General features: G+C 64.8%; 13 protein-coding genes and 1 pseudogene. 4 read left to right on the top strand and 10 right to left on the bottom strand.

The genetic code is table 11. The annotated features are described in order from the left end of the window. Nucleotides 1-393 precede the first annotated feature (393 nt). The 7 genes and pseudogenes from OWR21_RS12095 to OWR21_RS12125 all read right to left on the bottom strand — a co-directional run bounded on the left by OWR21_RS12095 (nucleotide 394) and on the right by OWR21_RS12125 (nucleotide 6,737). Nucleotides 394-2,652, bottom strand: coding sequence for a TonB-dependent siderophore receptor (locus OWR21_RS12095; protein ID WP_332395373.1), 2,259 nt, complete (start codon nucleotides 2,650-2,652; stop codon nucleotides 394-396). 118 nt (nucleotides 2,653-2,770) lie between these two features. Continuing rightward, nucleotides 2,771-4,393: a PepSY-associated TM helix domain-containing protein gene (locus OWR21_RS12100; RefSeq protein WP_332395374.1), complete on the bottom strand. Its 1,623-nt coding sequence runs from the start codon at nucleotides 4,391-4,393 to the stop codon at nucleotides 2,771-2,773. A gap of 7 nt (nucleotides 4,394-4,400) precedes the next feature. Further along, nucleotides 4,401-4,667, bottom strand: a complete 267-nt coding sequence (locus tag OWR21_RS12105; RefSeq protein ID WP_332395375.1) for a hypothetical protein — start codon at nucleotides 4,665-4,667, stop codon at nucleotides 4,401-4,403. Beyond that, nucleotides 4,664-4,951 carry a hypothetical protein gene (locus OWR21_RS12110; protein WP_147218533.1) on the bottom strand — a complete coding sequence of 96 codons (288 nt, stop codon included), beginning with the start codon at nucleotides 4,949-4,951 and terminating at the stop codon, nucleotides 4,664-4,666. Before OWR21_RS12110 ends, OWR21_RS12105 begins: the two co-directional genes overlap by 4 nt. 162 nt (nucleotides 4,952-5,113) lie before the next feature. Further along, entirely contained in the window at nucleotides 5,114-5,470 is a 357-nt protein-coding gene (locus OWR21_RS12115) for a hypothetical protein (RefSeq protein WP_332395376.1), read from the bottom strand. A gap of 259 nt (nucleotides 5,471-5,729) precedes the next feature. After that, nucleotides 5,730-6,185, bottom strand: a complete 456-nt coding sequence (locus tag OWR21_RS12120) for a hypothetical protein (RefSeq protein ID WP_332395377.1) — start codon at nucleotides 6,183-6,185, stop codon at nucleotides 5,730-5,732. Nucleotides 6,186-6,234: 49 nt separating this feature from the next. Continuing rightward, nucleotides 6,235-6,737: pseudogene (locus OWR21_RS12125) on the bottom strand (hypothetical protein). A gap of 246 nt (nucleotides 6,738-6,983) precedes the next feature. Here OWR21_RS12125 and OWR21_RS12130 point away from each other — a divergent pair. Further along, complete coding sequence (locus OWR21_RS12130; RefSeq protein WP_332395378.1) at nucleotides 6,984-7,409, top strand: MarR family winged helix-turn-helix transcriptional regulator; 426 nt, start codon at nucleotides 6,984-6,986, stop codon at nucleotides 7,407-7,409. Nucleotides 7,410-7,475: 66 nt separating this feature from the next. Then, nucleotides 7,476-8,171 (top strand): SDR family oxidoreductase, encoded by a 696-nt coding sequence (locus OWR21_RS12135; protein WP_332395379.1) that lies wholly within the window; start codon nucleotides 7,476-7,478, stop codon nucleotides 8,169-8,171. On the opposite strand, the gene OWR21_RS12140 is transcribed toward OWR21_RS12135, so the two are convergent. Further along, a complete protein-coding gene (locus tag OWR21_RS12140) occupies nucleotides 8,156-8,995 on the bottom strand; it encodes an AraC family transcriptional regulator (RefSeq protein WP_332395380.1) in 840 nt (279 codons plus the stop codon). The two genes, OWR21_RS12135 and OWR21_RS12140, sit on opposite strands and share 16 nt — an antisense overlap. Before the next feature lie 96 nt (nucleotides 8,996-9,091). Here OWR21_RS12140 and OWR21_RS12145 point away from each other — a divergent pair, with 96 nt between their 5' ends. Next, nucleotides 9,092-9,985, top strand: a complete 894-nt coding sequence (locus OWR21_RS12145) for a DMT family transporter (protein WP_332395381.1) — start codon at nucleotides 9,092-9,094, stop codon at nucleotides 9,983-9,985. Here the strand turns inward: OWR21_RS12145 and OWR21_RS12150 are convergent. Continuing rightward, nucleotides 9,982-10,143 carry a hypothetical protein gene (locus OWR21_RS12150; protein ID WP_332395416.1) on the bottom strand — a complete coding sequence of 54 codons (162 nt, stop codon included), beginning with the start codon at nucleotides 10,141-10,143 and terminating at the stop codon, nucleotides 9,982-9,984. The two genes, OWR21_RS12145 and OWR21_RS12150, sit on opposite strands and share 4 nt — an antisense overlap. On the opposite strand from OWR21_RS12150, the gene OWR21_RS12155 reads away from it, so the two are divergent. Next, nucleotides 10,096-11,136: a LacI family DNA-binding transcriptional regulator gene (locus OWR21_RS12155; RefSeq protein ID WP_332395382.1), complete on the top strand. Its 1,041-nt coding sequence runs from the start codon at nucleotides 10,096-10,098 to the stop codon at nucleotides 11,134-11,136. The two genes, OWR21_RS12150 and OWR21_RS12155, sit on opposite strands and share 48 nt — an antisense overlap. A 14-nt stretch (nucleotides 11,137-11,150) precedes the next feature. On the opposite strand, the gene OWR21_RS12160 is transcribed toward OWR21_RS12155, so the two are convergent. Beyond that, nucleotides 11,151-12,077, bottom strand: a complete 927-nt coding sequence (locus tag OWR21_RS12160; protein ID WP_332395383.1) for an NAD-dependent epimerase/dehydratase family protein — start codon at nucleotides 12,075-12,077, stop codon at nucleotides 11,151-11,153. Nucleotides 12,078-12,154: the final 77 nt, after the last annotated feature.

Here is a 12,154-nt window from a genome sequence, read left to right on the forward strand (position 1 = left end):
GGCGCGCCCGAGATGGCGACCTCCTTGGATTTGTGTCGCGGGGAGGGGAAGGAGCCAAATTCGCTGCGCTCGACAAGGCTCCTTCCTTTTCCTCCCCGCAACAAAAATCCAAGGCGCCATCTAGGGCTCAACGTCAAAGAAAAAGGCCAACCCGTCGCGCGGTTGGCCTTTGTCGTTTGGGCTTGTGCCCAGACGGTTTGGCTGTTGTCCTTTGACTTTCCTGCCCTAGATGGCGCCTTCAATTTTCGTAAGCGGGCGGAAAAAAGGCGGGGAACTGTTTGAGCGCAGCGAGTTTGCCTCCCCTCCCTCCCTGCGACATAAATTCAAGGGGAAGTCGCCATCTCGGGCGCGCATTTTTGCTTACTTTCTTTGGGCAAGACCAAAGAAAGTGAGTCAGCCCCGCAGGGGATGAAACAAGGGGCGCACCAACAACACCAGAACAAAAACAAAAACAAAAACAAAAAAATCAAAAATAAACCGTAGCACTAGCCCTAACCGTCCGAGGCGCCCCCTGCACCAGAATGAACCCCAACTTGGCAACCAGTACTTCTCATTCGTCAGGTTGTCGACGTTGAACCGCAACGTCACCGGCTTGCCGCCCACCTTGGTCGAATACCGCGCCCCCACATCAAACGTGTGATACCCCGGCACGATGTTGCTGTTGTCCGCTTCAAGCGCCGAGTTGCCGACGTACTGGCCACCCGCCGACAGCACGAGCCCAGGCACCGGCGGCACGGCATATTCCACATAGGCCGTCGCCTTGAAGCGCGGTGAGCCGTAGGCGCGTTTGCCCAGGACGGAGGCATCAGACTCCGTGTTCTCGGAATTCATGAACAGCACCCCGCCCAGCAGCGTCCAGTCCCGCGCGAGCTTGCCACGCGCGCTCAATTCGAGCCCGCGATAACGCGTCATGCCGTCTTGCGTATAGACGTTGTCCGGCCGCAGATACGCCAGCCCGCGCTGCACCTGGAACAGCGCCGCGCCGAATGTCCAGTCGTGGAGTTCCGCCTTGGCGCCGACCTCGATCTGCTTGCTCTTGAGCGGCCCGAATACCGTGCCGGCGTTAAGTGCGGTGATTGGTGCGGTGGCGCCGGCTTCAAGCGATTCCACATAGCTCGTGTACAGCGTCACCGGCTGCACGGGTTTGAACATGAGCGCCAGCGTGGGCGTGATCGGCTCGCGGGTGTATTTGGCCGAGGTGCTGCCGTCGGCGTTGTAGCCGGTCTGGTTGAAGCGCGTGTAGCGCAACCCGCCCAGCACCGACCAGTGCTCGTTGAACTTGGCCGTATCGCTCGCAAAGACGGACGTCTGGTCGATCCGGGATGTGCGAGCCAGACCGTCGGACGCGGGCACCCGCATCGGTGTCGCCCCGGACGACACGAACGCCGACGTGTCGTACAGGTTGCCGGTGCCGAGCAGCGTGGAAGCAAAGCCGCCCGTGGCTTGCGTGAGGCTCTGCCACGAGGTGCCGAAGACGAGTTCATGCTCGATCGGGCCCGTGCGCACCTTGCCGTTGGCCATGACCTGCGCCTGGCTGTACTGGTAGCGCTGGTACGAGCTGTACTGCAGCTCGCTGAAGTTGCCCGCGTTGTCCGTCAGCTGGATCGCGCTGTCGGCATTGCCTCGGTTCTGCTGCGTGTAGCGATAGGCGGCGCGCACGTTCCAGTCTGGCGTGGCGGCCCAGTTCAGTTCGGTGCCGACGGATTTGATTTCGGTCTCGTAATACGACCCGCGCGACGACACGCGTTGGCTGCCGTCAATCGCGCGCGGCGTGCGCACGAACTCCGTGACCGGCACGCCAAAATCCTGGCCGGGGATGATGCCGTAGTAGGCGCCCTGCACGTTGCGCTGCATGTACAGGCCGTCGAACGACCACTGCAGATCGGGCGTGATGCGCGCATCAAGTGCGAGCGATGCGGAGTCGCGTTTGATATGGCCGCCGTCGACAAAGGTGTCGCCTTCTTCATGCACTACACCCAGGCGCGCGCCCAGGGCCTTGGTCGGGCCGAACCGTCCGCCGACATCGAGCGATTCCTTCAGCGTGCCGCCGCTGGTAAAGCCGAACGTCGCGCTGCCGCCAAAGGTGTTGGTCGGGCGTTTGGTCACGAAATTGGCGATGCCGCCCGGCGTGCCAAAGCCATACATGAAACCCGACAGGCCCTTGAGCAGTTCCACGCGTTCGAAGTGTTCGAGCGGCACATCGCTGCCCCAGTTGGGGACGGCCAGACCGTCGACCTTGTAACCCTCCAGCAGGTCGAGCTGCAGGCCGCGGATCGTGATGTTCGACGCCTCGCCGATGTAGCCGTCGTTGTTGGCGGTGACCGCCGGATCGCCCTTGAAAACCTCGCCGATGGTCTGTGCCTGACGGTTCTGGATCAGCTCCTGCGTGGCAACGTTGATGGTGAACGGCGTATCGAGCACGGCCTTGTCGCCCAGTGCGCCGGTGCTGGCCTGCTTTGCACCATAGGCGGCCGATTTGCCGGCGGTGACTTGCGTGGCGGGCAGGTCGACCTGCGTGGTGCTCTGCTGCGCGTAGGCTGATGCACCTGCGCCCATGGCGGCAAAAGCCACTGCGAGCCTGCGTACCAGCGGCGTCGGGCGAAGGCGGTTGATGGAACGGCGTGAAGCGGGTGGTAAAGCAGCGGCTCGCATGATCAGCTCCCCTGAATCAATGTTGTGTGCAGGCGTGCGCAGTCGCGTGCATGCCGACGGGCGGCATGCGCGAGTCCTGTGCGGGTGGTTGTGGTTTCTTGGTGCGGAGCGTGTGGAGCTACGGCTCTCTGGCGACGCTCGGATGCAGGTCGTTGCCGACGCGCGATTCGCGCACCGGCATGGCCCAGACGGAATCGGGCGCACCGCGGCGCGCCCGGCGCAGCGTCGCACGCGCAAGGCCGACAAAGCCGCACGCGAGCGCCAGTGCGCCCAGGTCGAAGCCGGCCACCATCCAGTCGCCACGCGCCATCGTGCGCAGCAGGTGGTCGCCAGTCACGACGGCGTTGGTGACGGGGGCAAGCACAGCCGCGATGGCGGCAGCGCTCAGCAGTTCGACGGCGCCGCGCGCTGGTGGCCGCAGCATCGCCCAGGCCATCGCCGCGAAGAACACGGTGTAGTACGTCACGCCCGCCGAGCGCTCCGGCCACAGCAGCGCCGCTGGGAACGTCGCCATCACGCCGACGCAGCATCCGACGCACACGCCCACCGTGGCGCGGGCCAGCAGTTGATGCAGACGCGGTTGTTCTGCCTTGCGCTGCTTGCGGCGCGATTCGATCCACAGCAGGTTGCCCGAGTAGAAGACGAAGGCCCCTGCCAGGCCCATCACCAGATAGGCGAGACGCAAGGCGATGTCGCCGTAAGTACCGAAGTGCAAGCCGTAGACGAGGCTGTAGAGGGCGTGATTGGTGTCGCGCGCATCGGGCGTCTGGTTGCCGACGAGCTTGCCGCTGTTGGGTTGGTCGGCCGCTGCGTGAATTGCCACCGAGCCGTAGTCGCCGACCGCGCGTGTGCTGCTGCCGCGTAATTCCGCCACGGCATTCGCATCGCCAATCTGCTGGTAGTGGATCGACTTGACGGTGAAATTCGGGCCGGCTGCCTCGCGTGCACGGGCCAGCAGCTGCTCGGCCGGCAGCATGGGCGCGGCGCGCTTGGCGGCCACCACCGTGCCCGCCGCCGTGGTCACACGCGGCACCGCGTCGAACAGCTTGCCGTTGAGCGCCACGGTGTTGAACACGGTCATCAGCACGATGCTCAGACACAGCACCGGCGCGGTGATCGCAAAGATCAGGTGGAAGGGCAGGCTGAACAGTCCGAGCACGTTGTGCATGTCCATCCAGAAGCGCTTGAGGTTGCGCCCCGGGCGCACGGCCAGCAGATCCTTCTTCAGGCGCGGCAGGTGCAGCAGCACGCCCGAAATGAGCGCCACGCCGTAGAGCACCGAGATGACGCCCATGAAGTACATGCCCGGCTCTTCCAGCCCCAGCGAGTAGTGCAGCCGGTTCAGGAAATTGGCCAGCTCGCCCTTCGAGGGTTCGATCGACAGGTCTTTCGGCGAGGTCTTGCCGGCCGCCAGCCCACTGCCGGTCGTCATCTGCCAATCGCCCTTGCTGTTCTGCCAATACGCCGAGAATTCCGGTTCGCCCTCGTTCGGGAAGATGACGTACGCGCTGGCCGCAGCGGCCGGATGCGTGCGCACCAGCGTGTTCACGAAGCGGTCGATATCGGCAGGGCTGGTGGCAACCGCCGCACGCTCGGCGCGCAGGGGGTTCTGCCACGCATGCAGCTCTTCATGGAATACCGTGAGCGCACCGGCAAAGAACGCGATGAATAGCGCCCAGCCCGCCATCAGGCCCACCCAGGTATGCAGCGTCTGATACAGACGTAAGGTCGTCGATTTCATGGCGAGGTCAGGTCACCATCAAGCGCGGCAGCCACAGCACGCCGAATGACACGGCATTGGCGGCCATGAGCACGCCCCACGCACGGGCACTGGTCGGAAACAACACGCTCACGCTGATGATCACCGCCCACAGCGGCAGGCAGGCGAGCAACGCCGCGATGACGCCGCTCTCCCAGCCGCCCGGCAGCCACAGGATCGCCAGCGAGCACAGCGCAATCGACAGCGGCAGCCCCAGCACGGCACCGGCCAGCCACTTCGTGCCCATGCCGTTCATGACTGCGCCTCGCTGCATGCACGCCGTTGTTGCATCCACGCGCCCAACATGGGCCACAGCGACAAGGCCCCCGTGACCACCAGCGCCACGGCGATGACCGCCCCCGCCCGGCCCAGCACGTCGCTCCACAACACCACGGCAATGACCGCCAATGCGGCAGCAACGCTACACAGCACGCGCCCGCGCAGGCGCGAGGCGGGCGCAAGCAGCAGCACTTGGTTGGGCGCGGCTGCATACAGGCAGCCGGCGGCCAGCAGCCCGAGGAGGAGGGCAATACCGTGCATGACAGCCTTCAATTCAATTAAGAACGCAAATGATAATGATTCGTATTAAATTGCACAAGCAGACGCATTTGCGCGTTGCAGTTGGGGGAATTGATGGACTGGGGGAGGGTGCGTCGGCCCTGCCGCCCGCGCGAGTTGGCGAGCGGCACAGGTGGGACAGGGTTACTGCTGCAGGACTTTGTACTCGATCTTCTTAAGCACGCCGTCTGCATCGTCGAAGTAGAACGAGGCGATCTTCTTGGAACCAATCGGAATCCCGACAAACACAACGCCGATCGCCGCGTTTCGCGCGTAACGATAGTTCCAGATGTCGAGACCGCCGGCGGCAGCCTTGTCGCTCGGTGCGCCGAGCTCGAGCGCTACGTCCTCGCGCTTGGCCACGCCAGGGACGAATTGCTTTTGCAACGATTCCTGCGTGGCGTCGGCAATCTTGTCAACGCCCGTTCCACTGCCCACGCTGACCGCGCAGCCGGACAGGGCAAGAGAAAGCGCAATACCGGATACGAGAATGCGAAACATGAAAGTCCTTTTATTGATTGGAGTTGGGAAAGCCGCTTCGATGCCACAGCGCGATTGCCTGCTGCGCTGCCCCCGCACCGATGCGCGCCCGCATCGTAGAGAGAGCGCGCAGAATGCGCATCCCCCAGAACGGCTCGTTCTCCAACAATCTGGGGTGAAACTTTCTAATGTCTCGTCTGACCGATGCTTAATTCGGCGCCGGTGAGCGTCTGCGCGAATGCCGCGCGCCCGGCTGCCAAGTCCTGCAGGACGATGCGCGCTACTGCAGGTTGCCCCAGCGCGGCACGGCGGGCTCGGCGTTGGCCCATTGCCATGTGCTGCCGTTCTGACACGCATAGATCGTGTAACCGGCGCCGGGCGCGTTCTTGGGTGCGAGCGCATCCTGAACGGTCAGGACGGCCTCGCGGCAGGTGGCTAGCGGTGTCGTGAACGTGCGCACGAGCACAACCTGGCCGTGCGCCTTGGTGAAGCCCATCATGCGTTCGAGCGACCAGTTGAGTGAAGGCGTGCTGTCGCTCAACCGTCCGACGGCCATGGCTAGCGCATCCTGCTCGCTGGCGGCCCATTTGCGCGTCGCATATTTGATCGATGCATCGGTCGCGGCGTTGACCGACACCGCCACGCCATAGGCCACCGCCGGGTTGCCCGTGACAGTGCCGGTGGCCACGCCCGCTGCGGCGCCGGTCAACGGCCCGACCGAGGAGCAGCCGGCCATCAAGCCAGCCATCAGGCCGCACACGCTGTAACAACCCAGCGCGCGCGGCTCATTGCAGCGATCCCCATCGCGCCGTGGCCGGTCTGCCGTCGCCCACTTCCATTGCTTGCCGTCATGGCAGATCGAGGCGACGAAGAAGTCGACCTTTGCCGCGCCGTCTTCCATTCCGTCGACGGTAAAAAGGATTTCCTTGCAGTTGATGAGCGGCCCGTTGATCGAACGCGTGACCACCACACGGCCGTGTTCGTCGGGCTCCAAGGGAATGCGGTGCTTGACCTGCCAGTTGCCGACGGCGTTGTCGGCCAGCGCCCCGGCGATCTGCGCGATGTGGTCTTGGGTTTCGGTGTGGACCACGCGTTGGCTGTGCTGCAACGCGGCCCGTGCGCCGGCTTGTACGCCCAAGCCGATGCCGGTGGCCACGGCCGCGTTGTCGGTCACCTTGGCGGCGAGGGCCGCACCGCCGATACCGGCCGCGGCGGTCGTGCCTTCCGACATCAGCGAACTGCAGCCGCTGAGTGCCAACGTGCTCAGGGCGAGCGCGCTGCCCAGCATCCGGGCAGATGCGAACCGTGGTGTGCGCATGTGTGGACTTCCAAATCTGCAACAGAGCGAATTCTAAAGGACGCTGCGGCCCGCAAACGGCGATGCGGCGCGGTTTCTCACAATTGTTTTGAGTTGTGCCGCGCGCACCATCCAGCCTCCTGTCAGCGAGGCACACAGTCTTTTTGCTGGCTTGAATCGATATCGTCCGACATGGAATCGCTTGACATGTGCATATGCACTGATAAACTGCAGCGCATGTCGCAGTTACCTGAAACCCCCAAGTGCACCGCGCTCGCCGTCCGTCAGGCGGCGCGTTATGTCACGCAGCTTTACGACCGCCATCTGGGCGAGGTCGGACTGACGTCGTCGCAGTTTTCGGTGCTCGTCGCAATTGCCACGGCCGCCGCTGAACCGACGATGGCGTCGGTGGCCGAAGCCTTGGTGATGGATCGAACCACCCTCGTGCGCGCCCTGCAACCGATGCAGCGCGATGGTTTGCTCGTCCAGAAGGCCGCATCCACAGGACGTGCGACGGCGTTGCATCTGACGCCACGGGGGCTGGCGCTGCTCAAAGCCGCCGAGACGCATTGGCGGGCGGCCCAGCAGGAGATTGACGACAAATTCGGGGCTGAACGGGCCAGCGCGCTTCGCGAAGCCCTGTTTGCCCTCACCACGACTTGAACCCGCGCCGGGCAACGGCGCATTTTTTTGCAGTAAAACTGTGCATATGCACATATGGAGATCGACATGGATATCAAAGGCAAGACCATTCTTGTGACGGGCGCCAATCGTGGCTTGGGACGGCAGTTCACGCAGGCGCTGGCCGCCGGTGCGGCCAAGGTCTATGCGGGTGCCCGCGACCCGCAGTCCGTCACGCAGCCGGGCGTAGAGGCCGTGCGCCTCGATGTGACCGACGCGGAGTCGATCACCGCCGCAGCAGCAGCGCTGACGGACGTTGATGTGGTCATCAATAACGCAGGCATCATGCAGCCGGCATCCTTGCTTGCCTCCGGCGACATCGGCGCGATCCACAGGATCTTCGACGTGAACGTGTGGGGCCTGCTGGCTGTCACGCAGGCGTTTGCGCCGGTGCTCAAGCGCAATGGCGGCGGCGTCGTTGTGAACGTGCTGTCGGTGCTGAGCTGGGTGGCGCTGCCGGGTAGCGGGGCCTACAGCGCATCGAAAGCCGCGGCCTGGGCGCTCACCAATGGCTTGCGGCACGAGCTGCGTAGCCAGGGGACGCGCGTGGTGGGCGTGCACCCGGCCTACATCGATACCGACATGACGGCCGGCGTGGCTGCACCGAAGTCGACGCCTGAGCAGGTCGTTGCTGAAGTGCTGCGCGCACTGGCGGACGGCCGCGACGAGGTGCTCGTCGATGAGGTTGGCCGCAACGTGAAGCAATCGCTTTCGAGCGATGCGCCCGCTTACCTTGCGGCCTGATCGGTGATGTGCAGGGCGGGGCGTTCGGTCTCGCCGCACATCTGCCGTCGATAGCGCTCCGGCGAAAAACCCACCTGCTTGCGGAACATCGCAATGAACGCCGAGGGTGCTCCGTAGCCGAGCGCGAGCGCAATGTCCTGCACCGATCGATCTTCCTTGAGCCAGACCAGCGCCCGCAGCAGGCGCACGCGGTTGCGCCATTGCACGAAGCTCATGCCGAGTTCGGTCTGGAAGCGGCGCGCAAGGGTGCGCTCGGTGCTGTGCACGCGCTCGGCCCATTGCTGCAGCGTGGTGGTGTCGGCCGGGTCCAGGCGGATGGCCTGCAGGATGGGCTCCAGCTGGCGGTCGGTGCTGTCGGGCAGGTAGCTGTCGGCGTGGCCGGCGCGCACCAGCGTTTCGACCAGCAACTCGAACTGGCGCAAGTCCCATTCGTCGGCCATGGCGGTGACGCGGCGCGTGGCGAAGTCTTCGAACAGCGCACGCACCAGCGGCGTTTGCGGAATCAGGCAGGCCATGGGCGGTAGCCGCTGCGCAAGCGGCTCGGCCATGTACACCGAGAGGAAATCCGTCGCCTGCCGGATCGATGCCGAATGCGGCTGGTTGGCTGGCACCCAGATCACGTATTCCGCAGGCGCCGTCAGCCGGCGGCCATCGACCACCACCTCCATCAGCCCGAGGCTGATGCGGTTGATCTGACCCCACGGGTGCGTGTGCGGCTCGATATCGGTTTCGGGCGCGAAATGGTCGTAGCGAAAGTAGAACGGAGCGCCCTTGGGCACCCGTAGATCGGCTTCGCGGTAGGCGGTGTACGGGGTGTCGGCCACGGTTGTCGCTTTCGCGGGGTGAGGTTGTCTGGTTTGAAGTATATGTTTTGAACCGGACATTACTACACCGGTCTTCCAGTGCTCGAGGAGGCCGCTGTGCCTGTGCTGTATCCCTTGCTGGCGGTGCTGATCTGGGCCGCCAACACAATCGTGTCGAAAGCCGCGGCCGGCGTTGTGGACCCTGCGGCCATTTCGTTCTACCGGTGGTTGCTGGCGGCTGTCGTGCTTACGCCGTTCTGCGCGCGGCCGCTGTGGCGCCAACGTCGGGCTGTGCTGGCGCAGTGGCGTCCCTTTGCGGTGCTCGCACTGCTCGGCATGGTGATGTACCAATGCCTGGCGTATTACGCCGCGCACAGCACGAGCGCGACCAACATGGGCGTGATCGGCGCGCTGGTCCCGATGCTGGGCCTGATCCTGAACGTGGGGGTATTTCGCCAGCCTGTCGGCGCGCAGGCGGTGACGGGCGTGGTGGTGTCGCTCCTGGGCGTGCTGTATCTGCTGGGGCGCGGCGAGCCGGCCAACCTGTTCGATGGCGGCATCAACCACGGCGACGTGCTCGTGCTTGCCGGCGCCACGGCATATGCGCTCTACAACATCCTCTATCGCCGTTGGGCGTTCCCGTTCGGGCAGTGGCTCAACCTGTACGTGCAGGTGCTGATGGCCGTCGTGATGCTCGTGCCGCTGGCCATGACGGCGCATACCCTGGCCGTGCCGGCCAAGGGCATCGGGCTGGTGGTCTATGCGGGCATCGCCTCGTCGATCGCCGCGTCGTATCTGTGGATGCAAGGGCTCAAGCGCATCGGCAGCGAGCGTACGGCCGTGTTGATGAACCTGATGCCGGTCTTCACGGCCGGCATGGCTGCCGTGATGCTGGGTGAAACGGTGCACGGCTATCACTGGATCGGCGGCGGTCTCGTTCTGCTCGGCGTGAGCCTGGCGCAAGGCATCGTCCGGCTGCCGATTGGCCGTTCGGGACTGAGTGCCCGTTAGTTTTTCGGCCGCGCCGCGTGGGGGTTGGCGGTAAAATCGAACACATTGACGGGCGCGTGATGGCGCCGTTCCGTGTTCCAGAACCACTCTCGCCAGACCATCGTCAGACCATGAAGCGCAACGCCGGAGCCGTCACTGTCGATGATGTTGCCGCGCATGCGGGCGTGTCCATCAAGACCGTCTCGCGCGTGCTGAATCACGAGCCCAACATCAGCGAGAAGACGCGTGCGAAGGTGGTCGAGGCGATGCAGGCGCTCGACTACCGGCCCAATCCAGCTGCGCGGCGACTCGCCAGCAAGCGCGCCGACATCATCGCGCTCGTCTACGACAACCCCTCCGACAACTACATCGTCAACATCCAGCACGGCGCGCTCGAAGCCTGCCAGGCGCTCGATTACAGCCTGCTGCTCACGCCGTGCAACTACCGCGATCCGAACCTCGCCGACCAGATCATCCAGAGTGCGCGCCAGCGTGCCCTGGCCGGCATCATCCTGACGCCGCCGGTGTCGGACGTGCCGTCGCTGATCACGGCGCTGGATGAAGCCGGCATCGACTACGTGCGCCTGGCCCCTGCCGATCGCGAGCACAAGGGGTTGTCCGTCAACACCGAAGACCGCGCCGCCGCGCGCGACATGACGCTGCACCTGATCGGGCTCGGCCATCGCCGCATCGGCTTCGTGGTGTGCGATCCCGCCCACGGGGCGGCGTATCAGCGGGTATTCGGCTATCGCGATGCGATGGCGCAGGCCGGTATCGAAGTCGACGAACGGCTGGTCGAGCAGGGCGAGCACTCGTTCGAATCGGGCGTAGCCTGCGCTGAGCGGCTGCTGTCCTGCGAGCCGCGCCCGACCGCCATCTTTGCCGGCAACGACGACATGGCCGCCGGCGTGCTCCGGGTGGCCCAGGCACGGGGCATCAAGGTGCCCGAGGAACTTTCCATTTGCGGCTACGACGACACGCCGCTCTCACGCCAGCTCTGGCCGGCCCTCACCACGGTGCGCCAGCCGATCCAGGCGATGGCGCATGCGGCTGTCGAGCAGCTCATCGCGATTCACCGCCCGCACCTGCCGGGGCTGAAGCCGCATTCGGTGCACGAGAATCTGCAGTATGAGCTGGTGATTCGGGAATCGACTTGTGCGCCGGCGCGTTGAGCCCGTGCGTTAACTTAGACAGGCTGCCGGATCAACCCATACAAATCATCCTGCGGCTCATACCCCAGCAACTCGCGCCCAGTCTCCAGACCCCAATCCATTCCCTGGTTGTTCGACACGCCGTTCACGACGATGGCCGGCGCCGGCCAGCGTGCCGGGTCGGCCGTGACGGAGCAGAGGAACAGCCTGCGCAGATCCCCATTCGAGAGCCACATGTTGCGGAACCAGCGCAGTGCGACGCGGCTGGCTTCGTCGGGCAACTCGGTTGGCACGGGCGTGCCGGCGGTGCCGGAATAGTTGATGTCGTTGGGGTCGTTCTCGTCAGGCAGCGCCCAGCCGATGCGCAGCGACACGATCGACAGCTTGCCGCCATTGGCCTTCGAGACGGCGCCCACAGCGTTGCACAGACGTTCGCCCATTGCCTTGGAGGTTCCATAGGCGAGCGAGTAGACGTCTTCGGTGCCGTTATTCCAGCGCGTGCCCGGCGCGGGGGGCAGCTCGGCGGTGAGTTTGCCGGGGCCGATGGTGCCGGCCAGGGGTTGGTCCTTGTACGCGCCCATCGCGTGGTTGGACGACGCAAACACGAAGCGGCGCACACCGTGCGTGGCCGCGGCCTGCAGCACGTTGAGCGTCATGCCGTAAGAGGCCAGCGCCTGTTCCCACGTTGCGTCTGGCGTGGAGTGGATGGCGGCCAGGTGGATGACCGCATCGACGTTGCCGAGCAGCTCAGTCCATGCGCCATCGGCTTGCGTGAGGTCGGCCTTGACCCATTGGAAACGTTGGGCCGCTTGCGGGGAGAACTCGACGTTCTGTTCAACCCAGTCGACGCCGATGATGGACGTGCACCACGGGGCGGAGGCCAGTGCCTCGACGACCTTGCGGCCCAGGTTGCCGGCGACGCCGGTCACAAGAACGCGAGCAGGGGTTTGGTAGTCAGCCACGATGTCGGATTCTGTTCGGGATGAGAAAAAGGAAGGGGCGACCGGCGGCTGGCGCTGCTACACCGTCGCGCGCCGCC

The organism is Ralstonia sp. 1B3 (assembly GCF_036631435.1).